Annotated in this window: 17 protein-coding genes and 1 riboswitch; of the genes, 6 read left to right on the top strand and 11 right to left on the bottom strand. The window is 64.7% G+C overall.

Annotated elements, in window-relative coordinates:
• Positions 1-11 precede the first annotated feature (11 nt).
• Both Ga0080574_RS18135 and Ga0080574_RS18130 read right to left on the bottom strand, forming a co-directional pair.
• Positions 12-1,460 carry a TrkH family potassium uptake protein gene (locus tag Ga0080574_RS18135; protein WP_076702962.1) on the bottom strand — a complete coding sequence of 483 codons (1,449 nt, stop codon included), beginning with the start codon at positions 1,458-1,460 and terminating at the stop codon, positions 12-14.
• 405 nt (positions 1,461-1,865) lie between these two features.
• Positions 1,866-2,282, bottom strand: coding sequence for a hypothetical protein (locus Ga0080574_RS18130; RefSeq protein WP_076702960.1), 417 nt, complete (start codon positions 2,280-2,282; stop codon positions 1,866-1,868).
• A gap of 395 nt (positions 2,283-2,677) precedes the next feature.
• On the opposite strand from Ga0080574_RS18130, the gene Ga0080574_RS18125 reads away from it, so the two are divergent.
• Entirely contained in the window at positions 2,678-3,229 is a 552-nt protein-coding gene (locus Ga0080574_RS18125; protein ID WP_156876398.1) for a hypothetical protein, read from the top strand.
• Positions 3,230-3,478: 249 nt separating this feature from the next.
• On the opposite strand, the gene Ga0080574_RS18120 is transcribed toward Ga0080574_RS18125, so the two are convergent.
• The 3 genes from Ga0080574_RS18120 to metZ form a co-directional block, all read right to left on the bottom strand.
• Positions 3,479-3,706 carry a hypothetical protein gene (locus Ga0080574_RS18120; protein ID WP_076702955.1) on the bottom strand — a complete coding sequence of 76 codons (228 nt, stop codon included), beginning with the start codon at positions 3,704-3,706 and terminating at the stop codon, positions 3,479-3,481.
• A 165-nt stretch (positions 3,707-3,871) separates the two neighbouring features.
• Positions 3,872-4,963 carry a GTP cyclohydrolase FolE2 gene (folE2, locus tag Ga0080574_RS18115; protein ID WP_076702953.1) on the bottom strand — a complete coding sequence of 364 codons (1,092 nt, stop codon included), beginning with the start codon at positions 4,961-4,963 and terminating at the stop codon, positions 3,872-3,874.
• Between the two features lie 109 nt (positions 4,964-5,072).
• Complete coding sequence (metZ, locus tag Ga0080574_RS18110) at positions 5,073-6,254, bottom strand: O-succinylhomoserine sulfhydrylase (RefSeq protein ID WP_076702951.1); 1,182 nt, start codon at positions 6,252-6,254, stop codon at positions 5,073-5,075.
• A 64-nt stretch (positions 6,255-6,318) separates the two neighbouring features.
• Positions 6,319-6,396, bottom strand: a riboswitch (SAM riboswitch).
• Between the two features lie 179 nt (positions 6,397-6,575).
• On the opposite strand from metZ, the gene Ga0080574_RS18105 reads away from it, so the two are divergent.
• On the top strand, positions 6,576-8,450 hold the full coding sequence (locus Ga0080574_RS18105; protein WP_076702949.1) for a monovalent cation:proton antiporter-2 (CPA2) family protein: 1,875 nt from the start codon (positions 6,576-6,578) through the stop codon (positions 8,448-8,450).
• A 419-nt stretch (positions 8,451-8,869) separates the two neighbouring features.
• Here Ga0080574_RS18105 and Ga0080574_RS18100 read toward each other — a convergent pair whose 3' ends face one another.
• The 5 genes from Ga0080574_RS18100 to Ga0080574_RS18080 all read right to left on the bottom strand — a co-directional run bounded on the left by Ga0080574_RS18100 (position 8,870) and on the right by Ga0080574_RS18080 (position 13,954).
• Positions 8,870-9,379 (bottom strand): CarD family transcriptional regulator, encoded by a 510-nt coding sequence (locus tag Ga0080574_RS18100; RefSeq protein ID WP_076702946.1) that lies wholly within the window; start codon positions 9,377-9,379, stop codon positions 8,870-8,872.
• Between the two features lie 290 nt (positions 9,380-9,669).
• Positions 9,670-10,008, bottom strand: a complete 339-nt coding sequence (gene fdxA / locus Ga0080574_RS18095; protein ID WP_076702944.1) for a ferredoxin FdxA — start codon at positions 10,006-10,008, stop codon at positions 9,670-9,672.
• Positions 10,009-10,068: 60 nt separating this feature from the next.
• Entirely contained in the window at positions 10,069-10,461 is a 393-nt protein-coding gene (locus Ga0080574_RS18090; RefSeq protein WP_076702942.1) for an RNA-binding S4 domain-containing protein, read from the bottom strand.
• On the bottom strand, positions 10,462-13,416 hold the full coding sequence (locus Ga0080574_RS18085; RefSeq protein WP_076702940.1) for a helicase-related protein: 2,955 nt from the start codon (positions 13,414-13,416) through the stop codon (positions 10,462-10,464).
• A gap of 28 nt (positions 13,417-13,444) precedes the next feature.
• The gene (locus Ga0080574_RS18080; RefSeq protein WP_083716886.1) at positions 13,445-13,954 is read right to left on the bottom strand and encodes a tetratricopeptide repeat protein; all 510 of its coding nucleotides are present in this window, start codon (positions 13,952-13,954) and stop codon (positions 13,445-13,447) included.
• A 123-nt stretch (positions 13,955-14,077) separates the two neighbouring features.
• Here Ga0080574_RS18080 and Ga0080574_RS18075 point away from each other — a divergent pair, with 123 nt between their 5' ends.
• Genes Ga0080574_RS18075 through Ga0080574_RS18060 form a run of 4 tightly spaced genes read left to right on the top strand, consistent with a single transcriptional unit; the run spans position 14,078 to position 17,996 of the window.
• Complete coding sequence (locus Ga0080574_RS18075) at positions 14,078-14,368, top strand: SCP2 sterol-binding domain-containing protein (protein ID WP_076702936.1); 291 nt, start codon at positions 14,078-14,080, stop codon at positions 14,366-14,368.
• A 1-nt stretch (position 14,369) separates the two neighbouring features.
• A complete protein-coding gene (locus tag Ga0080574_RS18070) occupies positions 14,370-15,347 on the top strand; it encodes an alpha/beta fold hydrolase (protein WP_076702934.1) in 978 nt (325 codons plus the stop codon).
• A 37-nt stretch (positions 15,348-15,384) separates the two neighbouring features.
• Positions 15,385-16,407, top strand: coding sequence for a ligase-associated DNA damage response exonuclease (locus tag Ga0080574_RS18065; RefSeq protein ID WP_076702932.1), 1,023 nt, complete (start codon positions 15,385-15,387; stop codon positions 16,405-16,407).
• Positions 16,404-17,996, top strand: coding sequence for an ATP-dependent DNA ligase (locus Ga0080574_RS18060; RefSeq protein WP_076702930.1), 1,593 nt, complete (start codon positions 16,404-16,406; stop codon positions 17,994-17,996). The genes Ga0080574_RS18065 and Ga0080574_RS18060 overlap by 4 nt, the downstream gene beginning before the upstream one ends.
• Before the next feature lie 36 nt (positions 17,997-18,032).
• On the opposite strand, the gene Ga0080574_RS18055 is transcribed toward Ga0080574_RS18060, so the two are convergent.
• A complete protein-coding gene (locus Ga0080574_RS18055) occupies positions 18,033-18,995 on the bottom strand; it encodes a hypothetical protein (protein ID WP_076702928.1) in 963 nt (320 codons plus the stop codon).
• Positions 18,996-19,157 lie beyond the last annotated feature (162 nt).

Here is a 19,157-nt window from a genome sequence, read left to right as displayed (position 1 = left end):
CCCGCCCCCTCTCAGGCGCGCCAGAAGCGCAGCGTGAAGAGCGTGAAGACCGCCATGACCTCGAGCCGTCCGGTCAGCATGGCAAAGGCCAGCATCCATTTCGCGGTATCGTTGATCTCGGCGAAATTGCCCGCCGGCCCGATCATGTCGCCGAGCCCCGGCCCGACATTGGCCAGCGCCGTCGCCGCGCCCGAGAGCGAGGTGATGAAATCGAGCCCGGTCATCCCCAGCCCCACCGCCAGCACCCCCAGCGACACCACGAAGAAGCCAAAGAAGGCGAGCACCGAATAGAGCGTCTCGTCATCGACCGTGCGCCCCTGAAAGCGCGGCGCAAAGACCCCATGCGGCGCGCGGATCCGCTTCAGCTGAACCGCGATCGACGCGAAGAGGATCTGATAGCGGAAAATCTTGACCGAACAGGCGGTCGAGCCGGCGCAGCCGCCGATCAGCCCGATGAAGAAGAACAGCGTGATCAGGAACGGGCCCCAGCCCATGTAGTCCACCGAGGCATAGCCGGTGCCCGAGATGATCGAGGTGATATTGAACAGCGCCTCGCGCACCGCCTGTTCCGGGTGGTGCGGAAAGATCGACAGCAGCGTCACCACCATCACCGCGACCAGCGCTCCGATGGTGTAGAGAAATACCCGCACCTGGCTGTCGCGCCAGATCGCGATGCGATTGCCGTTGAGCATCTGCACATAGCGCACGAAGGGCAACGCCGCGAGGATCATAAAGACCGAGGCAACATATTCCGCCGGCCCTGAAAACGCGCCGAAACTGGCGTCGTAATTGGCGAAACCGCCGGTCGAGAGCGTGGTGAGCGCATGCACCGTGGCGTCGAACGGGTTCATCCCACACAATAGGTAGGCCACCGCACAGGCCAGCGTCAGCGCCACATAGATGGTCGAGATCGACGAGGCGATTTGGGTCGCGCGGGGCAGGATCTTGCCCATAGTCTCAAAGGCCTCGGAGCGGAAGACCTGCATGCCGCCCACCCGCAGCTCGGGCAGGAACACCATGGCGACGACGATGATGCCGATGCCGCCCAGCCATTGCAGGATGCCGCGCCACAGAAGCAGCCCCTTGGGCAGCGTATCGAGCCCCGAGAACACCGTGGAGCCGGTGGTGGTGAGCCCCGACATGGCCTCGAAATAGGCGTCGGTAAAGCTCGCCTCGGTGGCGCCGAAGATGAAGGGAAGCCCGCCGAAGAGCGGCAGCGCCGCCCAGACGCCCACGGTCAACAGAAAGGTCTGTTGCAGCGTCAGCCCCTGTTTCACCGCATTGGCGCAGGCCAGCGAGATGAGCCCTCCGGTGAGCATGGTCACCAGGCCGGTTTCGAGGAACACATGCCACTCGCCCCGCCCTTCGGCGATATCCACGAGCATCGGCAGAAACATGGTGGCGCCGAGCGTGGCGACCAGCAGGCCGATCACATAGGCGACGGGGCGTATGTCGAACATGCGCGCAGCGTTGGCCTGCCCCTTCGCGGCTGTCAAGCGGCGGAGGGCGGATTGCCGTGGAGACGGCCTCGGCCCGTGCGCGGAAGACGCGGTTCACATTGCGTCTTGTGTGCCATGGCGTCACTTGCGAACCGAAAGCGGCCATGGCCGATGAAGGGCGCGGAATAACGGAGTGAGCAGCCATTCGCTCCGTTCGGAGGCTACGCCCGCTATGCGGACCTTCCTGACGTTCGCGATACATGGCGTATTTGTCTCATTGTTCGGCGGCCAATCGGAGGAAGCGAACCTTGCGTTGCTCGGGCCACTCCCCAAAGCGCGATGCAGACAGAACTCAGAGATCGGTGGTTTGGCTCCAAAATTGTTTTGGCTGGTATTGCCGTGCGCGGTTGGGGAATTAAACGAAGCCTAAGGAGGGGGCAGGAATTCCACTCGAAAACTTTCACAGTCTTCGATCCTGGCTAGAGTATCTTGAGCTATGTGATCTCTCGGGCGGAGAACCAATCGCATCTGGTTGCCCCCGAATTTAGCAATATCAAAGATAAAGTACGTCTGAGAGGCGAGGTCGACGAGGATTTCACCTCTTGCTCCACTGTCAGTCTCGAAGCCGAGGCGGCGGAACTGTTTAACGTCCCATATAATTCCGCTATCGCACAAAGGCCTTAAAACAAAAGAAGCGTATAGCGTTTGGACGATTTCTTCCCACTCATCGTAGGCGTCTTCGTAGTGGGTCGCGATGCCGGCAGAATCAGCGAATGGCAGTATTGCTTCAAGTGACTTAAGGCACAAATCGGCCTGTACCTTAATATCGACAGTTTGATTCATTCATAGTCCTAATGAGGCGGCGTTGGAGTGCTCTACCTGCGGTGCCCTCTATCACTTTAAGCGCTTCGTCCAAACACCGATCGTTCCACGTTGGCTAGACTAAGGTCCGCTTCTCGGGGCGAAGGGCTAACCTGGGCTCGCTGCTCCCATCCTGGTGCAAGCTGTCCCCTCTGACCACACTCTCGCGCCTGGCATCGCGTTTCCAATAGCGTTGTGTATGTCTGTTGACGTCAGATTGACGATCTGGAAGCAACTTGCCAAAGCCAATGTGGCAGGTGGCCTTGTTGTCAACTATTGTGACCCGTGCGACGATGCTGTCCTTGCGGCGCTGGAACAGCAGGTGGCTCCGACGCCAGCGTGCCCGATGAGAGCGATTATGAAGAAAACGATCACTGATGCCGAAAAATGTTAGCTTAGAGAAAAAAGCCTTCGAACGTTTGGTCGCACTCTTTGAGGAGTGTGTCATAGATACTTTGGAGCATGCGGAGTTCAGGAAGACACCCTTTCCGAATGATCATTTCGGGAGGGAAGGAAGGGACTATATGTACTTCTTTTACTCCATGCGTGACACGAGACAGCTTGACATGATTGAGTGTCATCTTTTAGCCAAAGAGCTACAAGTGAAGATTTACTTCAACAGCGTGATCATCGACCAAGAGATTGATATATTCGAAGCATCGGAGGGCTTGGGAAGTACGGCGCTTCATATAGCTCCATTCTCCTTTACCCGTAAGAGTGTGCATCGCTGGAAGCCGATACCGTTTTTGAAGATTCCGGAGCCTTATAAGGTCCATAAATTATCCTCCGAAGCGGACATAGAGCCAAAAATAGAGAGTGTGATCCGACGTGTGTGCGACGATCTCGAAAACGTGGACATTATTCGCGCCGAATGGGATGCGGATCACGAGCCAGAGCATATCACAATAGATCGTCTAACCTTAAAGTGAAGCTATATCCTTGGGCTATTGGCTCTATTTAATGCTTCTGAGATTTCGAGCGCCTACCTTTCCTATTCGACGATCACCAAGAGTTTCCAACGTCCGGCACTGCCGACCGCTTAGGACTGGGACCGGACGAATCCAGTCGTAGCGTAGACGCGGCCCAGCAAGGGGACCAAGGCCTCTAAACGGACCTTCATGACAAGAGCGCCAAAGGGTCGGCAGCCCCATGAAACGCCAAACGGACGACCAAGCCGGTCACACCGACAGCAGATCCCGGAACACATGCGGCAGGATCTCGTCGCGGCTGAGACCCATGCGGGCGAGCTGGGCGTCGCTCTTCATCTCCAGAGAGATGATCTCGCGCATGCGGGCGCGACGCAGGGCATACGGGTTCAGCCCCAGCCCGAGATTGGTGAAATACATGTCGATCTTCTGTCTCAGGGGCGTGCGCCCCATGGCGATCTGGACGTTCTGTGCGCTCATTCCGGAAACCTCCGCTCGTTTCGGTTTCCTCCCGCCCCCAAACTTACGGCAAATCCTGAAGCTTTCCTGAACGGGCCGATCACGTTTTGCTGCAACGCAGCAACCTGCACAAGAAATGCGCCGCCCAGACGGGCGGCGCACGGAATTCCAGCGGCGTTCGCGGTATCAGCCGGCGTGAATCAGCGTCGAGAACAGACGCGGATCGAGGCTGTCATTGGCAAATGTGGTGCCTTCGGTCAGAACCGATACCGCATCGTGGGAATGCAGGCTCTCCTGATGGCTCGCCAGCACGCGGAAATCGCCGATGCGCGGATCCGCCTGGAGCTGCTCGGCGAAAAGCCGCGCGGCGTCTTCGACAAAGATCGGATTGGCGGCGTTGAGCTCGGCAAAGGCCTGTTCGTCCTCGCGTTTCACCATCACCTGGGTCTCGGTCGGCACCGCCTTGCGGCAGAGCCCGATGAGATCCTCGAACCACAGACAGCCGCCCTCCTTCATCTCGACCGAGATCCGCGCCACCGAGCGCTGCGAATGCGGCGTCGCCAGTTGCCCGCGCGCGCGGCGCGCATGTTCGGAGAGCTCCAGCGAACAGGGGCAGGTCGAGCTGTAGACATAATCCAGATGCAGGATCTTGCGGCGCACGCCGGCGGTTTCCACCAGCTCCAGCGCGATATCGTAATATTGATAGCCCTGAAGCCCCGAGCGCAGGCTCTCGACCTTCACCGGGAAGGAAAACCGCATCTCGATCCGTGCGTCGAAGCTTTCCAGATCGGTCTTGTAATCGTCCAGCGCCGCCTCGATCACCTCGAAGGAAAAGGTCTTTTCCGCATGGGCATAAAAGCTGCGCATGATGCGCGACATGTTGATGCCCTTCTTGTCCGCATCAAGGCTCACGGTGCCGGTGACCGAGGTCTCCAGCATCAGCTCGCCATTGTCGCGGGTGCGGTAGCGGATCGGCAGGCGGAAATTCGAGATCCCCACATGCTGGATCGCCCGGTTCTCGCCCCGGATCAGCGAGGCGGGGCCGTTCTGAAGGTCGGGCAGCGTGGCGCGATACGCCGCATCAACCGTGAAGCCCTCCGGATAGTCGCGCGACAGATCCGGATAGGCGACACCGTCACGCAGCACCGCCAGCGCCGGATCGAGCGCCGCGATCTCGGCATCCTGCGCCTTGTCCGTATAGCGGCGCAGCAGCGCGAGCGCTGCCGCGGCCTCTTCCTGGCTGGGCTTGCGGTCGATTTCCGGCGTAAAGACGTTCATCACAGGTTCCTCTCAGACCCTTTCCCCAAGGCAGAGATAGGAATAATGCGCCGCAGGTCCAACTTTTATTTCCCTCCGAGGCGGTGAACGCCGATTTTTCCGAGCGCCCTCAGACGGCGTCGAGTGCCTGGAGAATATCGGCAACGAGATCCTCCGTCGCCTCGATTCCGACCGAAAGGCGGATCAATCCGTCAGAGATGCCCAGCCCGGCGCGCTGCTCCGGCGTCAGGCGCTGATGCGTGGTCGTCGCCGGATGGGTCGCGATGGTCTTGGCGTCGCCGAGATTGTTCGAGATCAGCACGATCTCCAGCGCGTTGCAGAAGCGGAACGCCGCCTCCTTGCCACCGTCGATCTCGAAGGACACCACCGTGCCCCCCGCCCCGCCGAGCTGGCGCTGCGCCAGCGCGCGCTGCGGATGGCTGTCGAGCCCGGGATAGCTGACCAGCGTCACCTTGCCATGACCCGAGACCGCCTCGGCGATGGCCCCGGCAGAGGCCGTCTGCGCCCGCACCCGCAGCTCGAGCGTTTCGAGCCCCTTGAGCATGATCCAGGCGGTGAACGGGCTCATCGAGCCACCGGTGTGCTTCATATAGGGCTCGACGGTCTTGCGGATGAACTCCCGCGTGCCGAGAATCACCCCGCCGAGCGCCCGTCCCTGCCCGTCGATATGTTTGGTGGCGGAATAGACCACCGCATCGGCGCCCTGCGCGATGGCCTTCGAATAGACCGGGGTGGAGAACACGTTGTCGACCACCACCAGCGCACCGGCGGCATGGGCGAGCTTGGCCACGCCCTCGATATCGACCAGCTCCAGCGTCGGGTTGGCCATGCTCTCGAAGAACACCGCCTTGGCGCCGGGCGCCAGCGCCGCCTCCCACTGCGCCAGATCGGCGCCATCGACAAAGACCACCTCGACGCCGAAGCGCGGCAGGATCTCTTCGAGAATGTAGAGGCAGGAGCCGAACAGCGCCCGTGCCGCGACCACCCGATCGCCGGCGCGCAGCATCGACACCAGCGCCCCGTTCACCGCCGCCATGCCGGAAGCGGTGGCAAAGGCATCCTCGGCGCCTTCGAGCAGCGCGATGCGCTTTTCGAACATCGCCACAGTCGGATTGCCGTAGCGGGCATAGATGTATTCGTCCGGCCCCGCCTGGATAAAGCGCGCCTCCGCCTGCTCGGCGCTGTCATAGGCAAAACCCTGAGTGAGGAAAATCGCCTCGCTCATCTCGCCCCACTGGCTGCGCTGCGTGCCCCCGTGCACCGCCTGGGTGCGTCGTCCCTTGGTCGTCATGTATCGTCCCTCCGCGGCGCCCCAACGCCGCAATTGAAAAAAGCCCCACCCGCGGTCAAGCGAAAGGGGCTTTCGTCCGACCTCTTTAGCGGCTTGTTTAACGTGGCCCGCAATCCGGTAACAAAGCGCCACGCGCAGCGCCTTACGCCTGCCCGGCGCCTGCGTCAAGCTGCCCCCTTGTATCGGCGCAGGGAGGCCGCTGCACTTTCAAGCGTTTGTTATCGTATTGGGCATAGATGCGCACAGGACGCGCGCGACAGCTGTTGTCATTGGCCGGTCGGCTGGCACATCATGTTGCGGATGGAGTGAAACGGGACAGCTATGGACGGATTTCTTTTTCAGGCCTCGGTTTATCTTGCCGCCGCGGTGATCGCCGTGCCGATCGCGGCTCGGCTCGGGCTCGGCTCCGTCCTGGGCTATCTGCTTGCCGGCATCATCATCGGCCCCGTTCTGCACCTCGTCGCCGCGACCGAGGATCTGCGCCATTTCGCCGAGTTCGGCGTGGTGATGATGCTCTTCATCATCGGGCTGGAGCTGGAGCCGCGCGCGCTCTGGGACATGCGGCACAGGCTGGTGGGGCTCGGCGGCTCGCAGATCCTGCTGACCATGTTCGCGGTCATGGCCGCGGCGATGGCGATGGGGCTGAGCTGGCCCACGGCGCTGGCCTGCGGCATGGTCTTTGCCCTGTCGTCCACCGCCATCGTGCTGCAAACGCTCAGCGAAAAGGGGCTGATGCAATCCTCGGGCGGGCGCTCGGCCTTTTCGGTGCTGCTGACGCAGGATATCGCGGTGATCCCGATGCTGGTGGTGCTGCCGCTGCTGGCGGTCGAGACCACGGCCAGCCTCGGGCCCGACGGCTCGATCCAGCGCCCGGTGGCCGAGGCCGCCGACGTTCATCACGGCCTGTCGCTGGTCGAGGGGCTGCCGGGCTGGGGCGTGGCGCTGGTGACACTGGCCGCCGTGGCACTGATCATTTTGGCTGGGATCTACGGCGCCCGGCCACTCTTCCGGCATATCAACTCCGCCCGCCTGCCCGAGATGTTCACCGCCGTGGCGCTGCTGATCGTGGTGGGCATCGCCTTTCTGATGGAGCTGGTGGGCCTGTCGCCGGCGCTCGGCACCTTTCTGGCCGGCGTGGTGCTGGCCAACTCGGAATTCCGCCATCAGCTCGAGTCGGATATCGAACCGTTCAAGGGGCTGCTGCTGGGGCTGTTCTTCATCACCGTCGGCGCCGGCATCGACATCGGCGCCTTCATGCGCGAGCCGATGACCATCCTCGGGCTGGCGCTGGGGCTGATCGTGGTGAAGGGCGCGATCCTGCACGGGCTGGCGCTGGCGTTCCGGCTGCGCCGACGCGGGCGGCTGCTCTTCACCCTGTCGCTGGCGCAGGCGGGTGAGTTCGGCTTCGTGCTGATCTCCTTCGCGCTGCAACTCAATATCTTCACCGAGGCGCTCGGCCAGCGGCTGCTGCTGGTGGTGGCGCTGTCGATGCTGATCACGCCGCTGCTCTTCATCCTCTACGATCGCGCCTCGCGCCAGATCGACGAGGCGCGCGATGCCCAGCCCGCCGACAAGGTCGAGGCGGACGGGCCGATCATCATCGCCGGCATCGGGCGCTTCGGGCAGATCGTGAACCGGCTGGTGCAAAGCTCGGGCTACAAGACCGTGGTGATCGACCACGACATGCAGACCATCGAGCTCATGCGCCGCTTCGGCTATCGCGGCTTCTTCGGCGACCCGACCCGTCCCGAGCTGCTGCATGCGGCGGGAATCAAGGATGCCAAGGTGCTGGTGGCCGGGCTCGACGATCCGAAATCCACCACCAAGCTGGTGCGCTTTGCCCGCCGGATGCGCGAAGACGTGTTCATCGTCGCCCGCGCCCATGACCGCACCCATGTCTATGAGCTCTACCAGGCCGGCGCCGACAAGATCGTGCGCGAGATGTTCGACAGCTCGCTGCGCGCCGGGCGCTATGTGCTCGAAGAGGTGGGGATGACGGAATACGAGGCCGCCATCGCGCAGGAGACCTTCTATCACCACGACCGCGAGACGGTGCGCGAGCTGGCGCAGCTCTGGGATCCGAACATCCCGTCGGCGAAGAACGAAGCCTATATCAAACGCGCGCAGGAGCTGGAGAAAGAGCTGGAAACGGCGCTTTACACGGCGCTGGCGGAACAGAAGAACGACGCGGCATAAGGGGGGCGGTGGGCAGATTGCCCACCCTACGGCTTCACGCTCGGGTGAGCCGCGCCATCGCCGGCCCGTGGGGTGGCGACCTTAGCTTTGAGCCTCTCGATTTATCCCGGCCAAATCCGAATGACCTCGACACTTTGCATTGACGTCAACAGATCGCCAGACCGTCACGCCCGAGGCGTGCCGATTATTAACGGCGCACCTTTGGTGCGACGGAACGGGCCGGCGATGGCGCGGCTCTCGGCGTTTGCTTGCAAACGCCTGCCGGCAACACATCGCTTAGCGGTGTGTGAGAGGCGGCCTGCGGCCTTGTTCCGCGCCGGGCAACACTCAGCCGTAGGGTAGGCGATCTGCCCACCGCGGCACCAAAACAAAAAAAGCGGGCCAGAAGCCCGCTTTTCCATTGTCTCTCTGACAGAAGTTCAGGCGGCGCGCAGCCCCAGAACCTCGTCGACCTGGCGCGCGGCAGCGACCTCGTCGCCACCGGAGACGGCGGCAACCTCACGGGTCAGCCGCTCCAGCGCCGCTTCGTAAAGCTGACGTTCGGAATAGCTCTGCTCGCGCTGATCGTCGGCGCGGTGCAGGTCGCGCACCACTTCGGCGATGGCGATCAGATCGCCGGAATTGATCTTTTGTTCGTATTCCTGCGCGCGGCGCGACCACATGGCCCGCTTGACCTTAGCCTTGCCCTTCAGCGTCTTCATCGCCTGGCTGACAACGTCGGGCGTGGAGAGCGAGCGCATGCCGATTTCGGTCGCCTTGTGGGTGGGCACCCGCAGGGTCATCTTGTCCTTCTCGAAGGAGATCACAAACAGTTCCAGCTTCATGCCGGCGACTTCCTGCTCCTCGATCGACATGATCTGACCCACGCCATGCGCAGGGTAGACCACGTAATCATTCGGGCGGAATTCGTTTTTCTTGGTTTTGGTCATTCAACAGCGTCCTCAGCAGCCAAACCATACCACACAGCGACAGAAAAGACGGACGGATATGCGTTGCATCCCGTTCGCCTGAAAACTTGCGCGTCTTCGCTATTCCCCCGTGCGCCGAGCGCCCCGGTCGTGTGTGCATGGATCCGTCATGTGTGCCAAACATTATAGCACAAATGAAAGGCGTTTCCCAGAACAATGGCGGAAGCAGAGAATCCCCATGGATTCAACTTATTGCAGATTGTTCCTGCCCCGAAAGCAACCGCTTTTGCAGGCAAGCGCCGAATCGCGGCTCAGCCGCCCTCGCCCGGCGCCTCGGAGAAGTATTTCTCCATCTTGCCCTCTTCGCCGTCGCGCTCGTCGGCGTCGGGCATCGGGTCTTTCTTCGAGATGATCACCGGCCACATCTCGGAATACTTGCGATTGAACTCGACCCATTTCTCCATGTCCGGCTCGGTATCGGGCCGAATCGCATCCGCCGGGCATTCCGGCTCGCAGACGCCGCAGTCGATGCATTCGTCGGGATGGATCACCAGCGTGTTCTCACCCTCGTAGAAGCAATCCACGGGGCAGACTTCGACGCAGTCGGTGTATTTGCAGGCGATGCAGTTCTCAGTGACCACATAAGTCATGGCGATCCGTCCATATGAGGCTTTAGCGTCTAGGGCGTCTAGCTAATCCAGCCCGCCGGATCATTCAAGCATATCCCGGCGCGCATCGAGCGCACGTCTGTCGCGCTTGGTCGGGCGGCCCCCGCCCTCATAGCGCGGCGCCGGCGGCTCGACCGGTTGCGGCGGGCGCGCGGCCGGCGGGTCGAGGTCATCGTACAGCGCCTGCGCCTCCGGTGCCGGCCCGCGTCGCGTGCCGAGCGCCACCACGCGGATCACCCGCACAACGCGCCCCTGTGCAAAGGTCAACACATCGCCCGGCCCCACGGCAAAGGCCGGTTTCGACACGCCGAGCCCGTTGACCCGCAACCCGCCCGACACGGCCTTGGCGGCAAGGCTCCGCGTCTTGAAGAAGCGGGCCTGCCAGAGCCATTTGTCGATGCGCAGCTTGGCGGGAACGGCGGGAGCGTCAGCCACTTACGACTTGCCCTTGAACCCCATGAGCGCGGCGGCAAAGGGGTTGTCCGGGTCGATCTTGTCCTCCTTGCGGGGACGCGATTCGTAGGTCTTGGCGCCCTTCTGGCCCTGCGGCTTACCCTTGCCAGGCTTACCACCCTTGCCCTTGGGCGCGCCGCCCTTGCCGCGCGGACCGCCGCCCTTGGCATGCTGGCGCTCGCCACGGCCACCGTCACGCCCGCCTTCGCGGCGCGGGCCGCGATTGCGGTTGCCGCCCCAGGTGAAGGTATAGAACGCCTCGATCTCGGGGCCGGCCAGCGCTTCGTCGGGCGCGCTGCCCGGCAGCAGATCGGTATCGTCGGCCTCGGGGATGTGATCGTCGACCTCGACGGCCTCCGGGTCTTCGGCGACCGGCGCGACGCCCTCGTCGTCATACCCCTCGGCGCCCGGCACCGCATCGGCGGCAGGCGGTGTGTCGGCGGCATCGGGCGCGGCGGCGGGGGTGTTCTCCTCCTCCTGCGCCGCATCCATGACGGGCTCATTTTCAGCCGGTTCGCCAGAGGGTTGAGACTCCTCGGTCACGACCTGATCGGCGCTGCGCACCTTCTCGCGCTCGCCCTTCTCGGCCTTGTAACCCAGCCCCTGCATGAGGTCGGCGAACTGGTCCAGCGTCATGCCGGTGATCGAGAGCATATCGGGATTGGCCTCGAACCCGCCGCGGCTGTCCTGCGCGCGCAAGAGATCTGCCAGACGCTCCAGCATGTCGATGCGGATCGCGCGCTCGCCCGCCGGGCGGTAGCCCGCCAGCGTGTAATGCTGCATCGGCACGTCGCGGATATTCGGCACCGTCACCAGCCCCGGCGGCGGCGCCTCGGGGAAGGTGTCGAGATCGGTGAAGAGCGACCAGAGCACCAGCCGCAGCCGGGTCGGCGCCGGCTTCAGCAGCAGCGGCATGAAGATCGTGTACTGGCCGAAGCGCATGCCGTGCTTGCGCAGCGCGCCGCGCGCGTCCTGGTCGAGCTGCTTGACCTCGTCGGCCACCTGACCGCGCGGGATGATGCCCATCGCCTCGACCATGCGGAAGGCAAAGCCCCGCGCCAAACCGGTCAGCGTCTCGTCGCGCTGGAGATTCAGCAGCGGCTCGAACTGCGCGGCAATCTTGCGGTCGATGAAATGCTGAAGGCGGCGTTCCACCTTCTGGATCACATCCGGCCCGGCGATCTCGTCGACAAAGGCCACCACGCGCGGTTTCAGCGCGTCGTCCCCCTTGGCAAGCCGGCCCACCGCCTGCTCGCCCCACATCAGACCACCCTGCTCGGTGAAATCGATCTCGGTATCCGGCGCGTTGTAGAACCGGTCCGCCCGCAGATGGAAATGCGGTGCCAGCGCCTGGAGAGACGCCTGCTTCAGCGTCTTCGCCTCCTGCCCTGTCGCGCCCTGATCCTGCCGGAACCGGAACCCTTCCAGCCGACCGACGAATTCGCCTTCGACGGTCACTTCACCCTTGTCGTTCACCTCGGCCAAGAGGGCCTCCTTCTGCTTCAACCGGCGGAGCAATACGGATGTCCGCCGATCTACAAATCTTTGCGTCAGACGCGCATGAAGCGCATCGGATAGAGCGTCTTCTACCGCGCGGGTTGCCTCGCGCCAATGGCTTTCGTCATCGACCCAGCCGCGCCGCTGCGCCACATAGGTCCATGTGCGGATATATGCCAACCGCTTCGACAGCGCGTCGATATCGCCATCGGTGCGGTCGATCCGCTTGACCTGCCGCGCCATGAAATCATGCGGTATCGTACCGCGTTCGTGCAGGTGCTGAAAGATAACCTGCAACAGGCCAGAGTGTTCCGCGTGGCTGATTCCCCGGAAATCCGGAATCCGGCAGACATCCCACAAGAGCTGCACCGAGGCCGGATTGCCGGCCCGCGCCAGCACCTCGGCCTCCTGCCCCAGCGACTTCAGCACTTGCAGGTCGTCGGCCTCGCGCGCCTTGACGAGCCATTCGTCCTGCGGCGCCTGCTCCAGTGAGTCGATCAGCGCCGGGATCGAGCCGAAGCGCAGATTCGGGTTGCGCCAGTTGAGCTTGCGCAGCGGCGTGAAGTTGTGATTGCAGATCGCCTCCACCCAGTCCTCGGGGATCTGGCCGGCATCGCCGGTGGTGCCGAAGGTGCCGGGCTTCATCCCCCGGCCCGCGCGCCCGGCGATCTGCGCCAGCTCGTTGGGCTGCAACTCGCGCATCCGCCGCCCGTCGAACTTGTTGAGCGAGGAGAACGCCACATGGTCGATATCGAGATTGAGCCCCATACCGATGGCATCGGTGGCCACGAGATAATCGACCTCGCCATTCTGGTAGAGATCCACCTGCGCATTGCGCGTGCGCGGGCTGAGCGCCCCCATCACCACCGCGGCACCGCCTTTGGTGCGCCGGATCAGCTCGGCGATGGCATAGACATTATCGACCGAAAACCCGACGATGGCCGAGCGTGCAGGCATGCGGCTTATCTTTTTCGAACCAATATAGCTCAATTGGCTCATCCGCTCGCGACGCATGAATTCGCAGCCCTTCACCAGCGCCGCAATCGGGCCGCGCATCGTGTCGGAGCCCAGAAACAGCGTCTCGTGCTGCCCGCGCATGCGCAGCAGCCGGTCGGTGAAGACATGGCCGCGCTCTGGATCGGCGCAAAGCTGGATCTCGTCGATGGCGACGAAATCGCAGCCCAGCCCCTCGGGCATCGCCTCGACGGTGCAGACCCAATAGGCGGCGCGCGGCGGCACGATGCGCTCCTCGCCGGTGACCAGCGCCACCACCGAGGGGCCGCGCGCCGCGACCACCTTGTCATAGACCTCGCGGGCAAGCAGGCGCAGCGGCAGGCCGATCATGCCTGTGCGATGCGCCAGCATCCTCTCGATGGCGTAATGGGTCTTGCCTGTATTGGTCGGGCCGAGAACGGCCGCAACCCGTGCGCGCTGGGGCATGGTACCGCCCTGTTCTTTTGTCAGAGGTTCAGATTTCGATGCCCTGCACCCGGCCCGCGAGCCGCTCCAGTGCCTCGGTCACCTCTTCGTCAAACGGTCGCAGCTCCAGTACCTGCGTATAGGCGTCATAGGCAAGCGTATCGTTGCCAAGCTGCTCATGCACCGCCGCCACCCCGCGCAACGCCCCGAAATGCTGGGGATTCAGCGCCAGCACATGCTCCAGCGCATCCATCGCCGGGCCGAACATCTCGGCCTGATAATAGGCCAGCGCCAGCGCGTGCCAGCCCTCGGCAAACTCCGGCGCGTGGTCGGTGAGCGCGGTCAGATGATCCAGCGCCGAGGCGGTATCGGTCACCTCCAGCGCATCCTGCCCGCGCTTGAGCAGCAGGTCCATCGCCGCAGATCCGGATTTCGACCACTCCAGATAAAGCGCCTTTTCCAACCGCTGCGCCTGCGCCTCCGACTCGGCGGCGCCGAGCTCTTCCAGCAGCTCTCCCGCCCGGTCCTGCGCGGCGACAGAGACGGGTATGGAAAACATGACTAGGGCGGAAAACGCCGCTACGGTAGATTTGATCTTGCTTCGACCCATGCTCATGCTTCCGAGTGTACCCTGAACATGCTGGAATGCCAGCACAGGATTTCGTGAAGGAAGGACCAAGGAATGAGCGACATCGTGACCGCGGCGGTCGAGGCGCTGAACGCAAAGCTGGATGGGCGGGGTTTTGACGGCGTGGCCAAATTCGTGATCGAGGGCGAAGGCAGCATCCTTGTGGATGCCAATGGCGCCCGCGCGGGCGACGAGGCCGCCGATGTCACGCTGACCGCCGATAGCGGCACATTCCGGCAGATCATCGAGGGCTCTCTGAATCCGACGAGCGCCTTCATGTCGGGCCGGCTTTCGATTGATGGTGATATGGGCGCCGCGATGCGCCTCGGTGGAGTTTTTTCCTGACATGATGAAAGACGCGCCCTTCCATGCCGAGCTGGCCGATGGCCCGGTCGGTGCCCGCGCCTACTGGATGCAGACCGAGGACGGGCTGCGCATCCGCGTGGCCCATTATCCCGGGCCGCAGGAGGCGCCGGAGGCCAAGGGGACAGTGCTGATGTTCCCCGGGCGCACGGAATATGTCGAGAAATACGGCCGTGTCGCCGGCGATTTCGCCGAGATGGGCTATCATACGCTGACGGTGGACTGGCGCGGCCAGGGGCTCGCCGACCGCATGCTGCCCGACGGGCGCGTCGGCCATGTGGACATGTTCCACGACTACCAGACCGATGTGGCCGCGGTGCTCGACGCCGCCGCCGCGCTGGCGCTGCCGCGCCCCTTCTACCTCGCCGCGCATTCCATGGGCGGCTGCATCGGGCTGCGCGCCCTGCATGAGGGGCTGCCGGTGGCCGCCTGCGCCTTCACCGGCCCGATGTGGGGGATTCGCCTGCCGGGGCCGCTGCGCTCCGCCGCCTGGGCACTGGGATGGGGCAGCGCGCGGGTCGGGCTGAGCCATGTCTACACCCCCTCCACCGGCCCGGCGAGCTATGTCGCGACCGAGACCTTCGAGACCAACCAGCTCACCGGCGACCGCGAGGGCTGGGACTATATGCAGCGGCAGGTGAACGCGATCACCGACCTCCAGCTCGGCGGCCCCTCGCTGCGCTGGCTGCATCAGGCGCTGGCGGAATGCCTGGCGCTGGCGCGAATGCCCTCGCCCGCGATGCCCTGTATCGCCTTTGTCGGCGCCAATGAGCGTATCGTAGATGTGCCCCGGATCATCGCCCGCATGGCGGCCTGGCCCGGCGGGCATCTGGAGACGGTGCCGAACGGACGGCACGAGGTGCTGATGGAGGACGCCGCGACCCGCCGCCACATCACGCGGCAGATGGTGGAGGTCTTCGAAGGCCGCCCCTGCGACGGCCAGGAAGCGCTGAGCGCCTGATCTGGCCCGCGCGACGCGCCGTGCTAGGTTGCGGCGCATGAGCGCAGCGGTTCTGACCTTTACCGACAGGGGCATCTATTGCCCGGCGGGGGATTTCCACATCGACCCGTGGCGCCCGGTCGACCGGGCGTTGATCACCCATGGCCACGCGGATCACGCCCGCCCCGGCCATGACGCCTATCTCGCCACCGAACCCGCCGCCCCGGTGATCCGCCACCGGCTGGGCGAGGTCGCGCTCGACACCATCCGCTTTGGCGAGCGCCGCCGCATCGGCGGCGCCACGGTGAGCTTTCACCCCGCCGGCCACATCCCCGGCTCGGCGCAGATCCGGGTGGAGGTGGGTGGCGAGATCTGGGTGGTCTCGGGCGATTACAAGCTGGCGCCGGACGGGCTCTGCGAGGCATTCGAGCCGGTGCGCTGTCACGCCTTCATCACCGAATGCACCTTTGGCCTGCCGGTCTTCACCTGGCGCCCGCAGCAGGAGATCGCCGCCGAGATCAACGGCTGGTGGGCGGTCAATGCCGACGCGGGCCGCGCCTCGATCCTCGGGGCCTATTCGCTCGGCAAGGCGCAGCGACTGCTGGCGCTGCTCGATCCGGAGATCGGCCCGATCCTCACCCATGGTGCGGTGGAGAACACCAATGCGGTGCTGCGGTCGCAGGGCTATGCGCTGCCCGAAACGACGCACGCAACGCCAGATCTCGATGTCAAAGCCCATCCCGGCGCCATGGTGATCGCGCCGCCCTCGGCGCTGGGATCGACCTGGGCGCGGCGTTTCGGGCGAGCGGCCACCGGTATGGCCTCGGGCTGGATGCGGCTGCGCGGGGTGCGCCGGCGGCGCGGCGCCGACCGGGGCTTTGTGCTCTCCGACCATGCGGATTGGGGCGAGCTGCATACCGCCATTCGCGAGACCGGCGCGGAAAAGATATTTGTCACGCATGGTTACACCGAAATTTTCAGCCGCTGGCTGGCGACGCAGGGCTATGACGCACAGGTCGTGCCGACCGAGTTCGGCGGCGAGGAAGACGACTCCGCCACATCCGGGGAGGATGCCGCGTGAAAGCCTTCTCCCGGCTCTTTAAAGCCATCGACCAGAGCACGAAAACCTCTGTAAAAACAGCGGCTTTGGCGGAATACTTCAGAAACGCGCCAGAGGAGGACCGGCTCTGGACCATCGCGCTCTTCTCCGGGCGGCGCCCGAAACGCGCGGTCACCACCACGCAGCTACGCGAATGGGCCGCCGAACGCGCCGGGCTGCCGCTCTGGCTGGTCGAGGAAAGCTATCCGGTGGTCGGCGATCTGGCCGAGACCATCGCCCTGGTCCTGCCGCCGCCCTCATCCCCCTCGGAGCAGACATTATCCCATTGGATCAATATTCTGGTCGATCTTTCTCAAGTCGATCAGGACATCCGCAAGGCACAGATCCTCGCCGCCTGGGACGGGCTCGACGAGACCGGGCGCTTTCTCTTCAACAAGCTGATCACCGGCGGCTTCCGCATCGGCGTCAGCCGCAAGCTCATGACCCGCGCGCTGGCGCAGGCCACCGGGCAGGACGAGGCGGCGCTGGCGCTGCGGCTGATGGGCGACTGGACACCGCAAACCACCACCTGGCAGGCGCTGATCGAGGCGCCCGACCCGCAGGCCGATGACAGCCGGCCCTATCCCTTCTACCTCGCCTATCAGCTCGACAGCGCGCCCGAGGCGCTCGGCGCGCCCGAGGACTGGCTGGCGGAATGGAAATGGGACGGCATCCGTGGCCAGCTCATCCTGCGCGGCGGCGCCCATCACGTCTGGTCGCGCGGCGAAGAGCTGATGACCGACCGCTTTCCGGAATTCGCCCGCGTCCCGGATTTCCTGCCGCCCGGCCATGTGTTCGACGGCGAGCTCGTCGCCTGGGACGGCACCCAGCCCCTGCCGTTCAACGCGCTGCAAAAGCGCATCGGGCGCAAGACCGTGCCGAAAAAGCTGCTGAAGGACGCCCCCGTGATCCTTCTGGCCTATGATCTGCTGGAGGCGGCGGGTCAGGACATCCGCGACCGCCCCTTTGCCGAACGCCGCGCCATGCTCGATACGCTGCTCGCCGATCTGCCGCCGGACGCGCCGCTGCGCGCCTCGCCGCGCATCACGTTCGACAGCTGGGAGGCGCTGGCCGCCACCCGCGCCACCGCCCGCGAGCAGCGCGCCGAGGGGCTCATGCTGAAGCGGCTGGACGCCCCCTATCTCGCCGGGCGCAAAAAGGGCGACTGGTGGAAATGGAAGCTCGATCCGCTCAGCGTCGACGCGGTGATGATCTATGCCCAGCAGGGCCACGGGCGCCGCGCCAACCTCTTCACCGATTTCACCTTTGCCGCCTGGGACGGCAACGATCTGGTGCCTTTCACCAAAGCCTATTCCGGCCTCACCGATGCCGAGTTCAACGAGATCACCACATGGGTGCGGCGCAACACGCTGCAACGCTTCGGCCCGGTGCGGCAGGTGCGGCCCGAGCTGGTCTTCGAGATCGCCTTCGAGGGCATTCAGCCCAGCCCGCGCCACAAATCCGGCCTCGCGCTGCGCTTTCCCCGCATGGCGCGCTGGCGCCGCGACAAGCCGGCACAGGAGGCCAATACGCTGGCCGATCTGCGCGACATGCTCGCCGCCTATGGCTGACGCCGCAGGGCGCGGTTCAGAACCACCGGCCCGGGCTCAGCCGCACGCGCCCTCCAGCCCGACGAGCCCGCCGCCGACACCGGTTACCGTGACCGAGCAGGCCTTGCCGTCGACCTCGACCTCCAGCGCCGATCCGGTCGCGACCATCTCCGTCTCGATCCCGTTCACCGCCAGCCGCGCCGCCGAGCCGTCCGCCGCCAGCCCCGAGACATAGACGCGCAGCGCCCCGTCGGCGAGCCGCACCATATGGCCCGGGCGATAGCCCTCCTCCGGCACCTTGCCCGCCTCGGCGGGCGCCGCTTCTACGCTCTCGCCGGTGCCGCAATCCGACCCGAGCGTGACACGCCCGTCCCGCAGCGCCATCACCGCGACCGAGCAATCGCCGCCCGCCACCGGCGCCGACCCGCCGGCGCCGAGCGCCACCAGCGCGCCATTGACCGCCAGCCTCACCGAGCCGCCCTGCGGATCGAGCCGCGAGACAAAGGCCCGCACCCGGCCCTCGTCGAAAAGCGCCGTCTCGCCGACGCCCAGCGGGTCGGTGACCATCATCCCCTCCGCTGCCGGGCCGCCGCCGTCATTGCCGACACCCCCGCTGCGTGTCGCCACGGCGGCGGCGGCGATCTGCGCCGCCTCCTCCATGCCGCCGGAGAGATCCGCCAGCGCGCCCCGCACCGCCTGCGACTGCGCCTCGGCCTGCTCCGACAGGGCATCGAGCCGCTCTTGCATGCCGGTTTCCAGCGCGTCGAGCCGCGCCGTCAGGTCGCTGCCGTCCTCCTCCTCGGAGATCGCCGCTTCCAGCGCCGCGATGCGCTCACCCAGCCCGGTCAGCGCCTCCTGCTGCGATGCCGCGGCGCTCTCGCTCGCCTCTTGCGCGGGCGCCAGCGCCTGGCTCACCGCCTCGCCGACCCGGCTCTGACTGGTGGCGCTGCCGATCGCGATGCCGCCGACAAAGCCCACCAGAATGCCGACGGCACCGTAGAGAATGGGTTTCTGTGTCATGATCGTCTCCTCCCGAAATCGCACATTCACCAAACGCCCCTCTCCTCACGGGGCACTGAAAAAACTCTAACCGCTCACACCCCGCCGTCGAAAGATTTTTGCCCGAATCCGCGTGAACAGCGCCGAAAGTCTCGGGTCGCCGCCCCGGCGCCCGGCGCAAAA

The organism is Salipiger abyssi, from assembly GCF_001975705.1.
In the GTDB taxonomy this organism is placed as follows: domain Bacteria; phylum Pseudomonadota; class Alphaproteobacteria; order Rhodobacterales; family Rhodobacteraceae; genus Salipiger; species Salipiger abyssi.
Note: the sequence above shows the minus strand (reverse complement) of the source record. Positions and strands in the feature narration are given on the sequence as shown.

What these genes read in the sequence shown, in the direction of transcription:
- Ga0080574_RS18135 (WP_076702962.1), bottom strand. Translation starts at nt 1,460, where the DNA reads ATGTTCGACATACGCCCCGTCGCCTATGTGATCGGCCTGCTGGTCGCC.
- Ga0080574_RS18130 (WP_076702960.1), bottom strand. Translation starts at nt 2,282, where the DNA reads ATGAATCAAACTGTCGATATTAAGGTACAGGCCGATTTGTGCCTTAAG.
- Ga0080574_RS18125 (WP_156876398.1), top strand. Translation starts at nt 2,678, where the DNA reads ATGCCGAAAAATGTTAGCTTAGAGAAAAAAGCCTTCGAACGTTTGGTC.
- Ga0080574_RS18120 (WP_076702955.1), bottom strand. Translation starts at nt 3,706, where the DNA reads ATGAGCGCACAGAACGTCCAGATCGCCATGGGGCGCACGCCCCTGAGA.
- folE2 (WP_076702953.1), bottom strand. Translation starts at nt 4,963, where the DNA reads ATGAACGTCTTTACGCCGGAAATCGACCGCAAGCCCAGCCAGGAAGAG.
- metZ (WP_076702951.1), bottom strand. Translation starts at nt 6,254, where the DNA reads ATGACGACCAAGGGACGACGCACCCAGGCGGTGCACGGGGGCACGCAG.
- Ga0080574_RS18105 (WP_076702949.1), top strand. Translation starts at nt 6,576, where the DNA reads ATGGACGGATTTCTTTTTCAGGCCTCGGTTTATCTTGCCGCCGCGGTG.
- Ga0080574_RS18100 (WP_076702946.1), bottom strand. Translation starts at nt 9,379, where the DNA reads ATGACCAAAACCAAGAAAAACGAATTCCGCCCGAATGATTACGTGGTC.
- fdxA (WP_076702944.1), bottom strand. Translation starts at nt 10,008, where the DNA reads ATGACTTATGTGGTCACTGAGAACTGCATCGCCTGCAAATACACCGAC.
- Ga0080574_RS18085 (WP_076702940.1), bottom strand. Translation starts at nt 13,416, where the DNA reads ATGCCCCAGCGCGCACGGGTTGCGGCCGTTCTCGGCCCGACCAATACA.
- Ga0080574_RS18080 (WP_083716886.1), bottom strand. Translation starts at nt 13,954, where the DNA reads ATGTTTTCCATACCCGTCTCTGTCGCCGCGCAGGACCGGGCGGGAGAG.
- Ga0080574_RS18075 (WP_076702936.1), top strand. Translation starts at nt 14,078, where the DNA reads ATGAGCGACATCGTGACCGCGGCGGTCGAGGCGCTGAACGCAAAGCTG.
- Ga0080574_RS18070 (WP_076702934.1), top strand. Translation starts at nt 14,370, where the DNA reads ATGATGAAAGACGCGCCCTTCCATGCCGAGCTGGCCGATGGCCCGGTC.
- Ga0080574_RS18065 (WP_076702932.1), top strand. Translation starts at nt 15,385, where the DNA reads ATGAGCGCAGCGGTTCTGACCTTTACCGACAGGGGCATCTATTGCCCG.
- Ga0080574_RS18055 (WP_076702928.1), bottom strand. Translation starts at nt 18,995, where the DNA reads ATGACACAGAAACCCATTCTCTACGGTGCCGTCGGCATTCTGGTGGGC.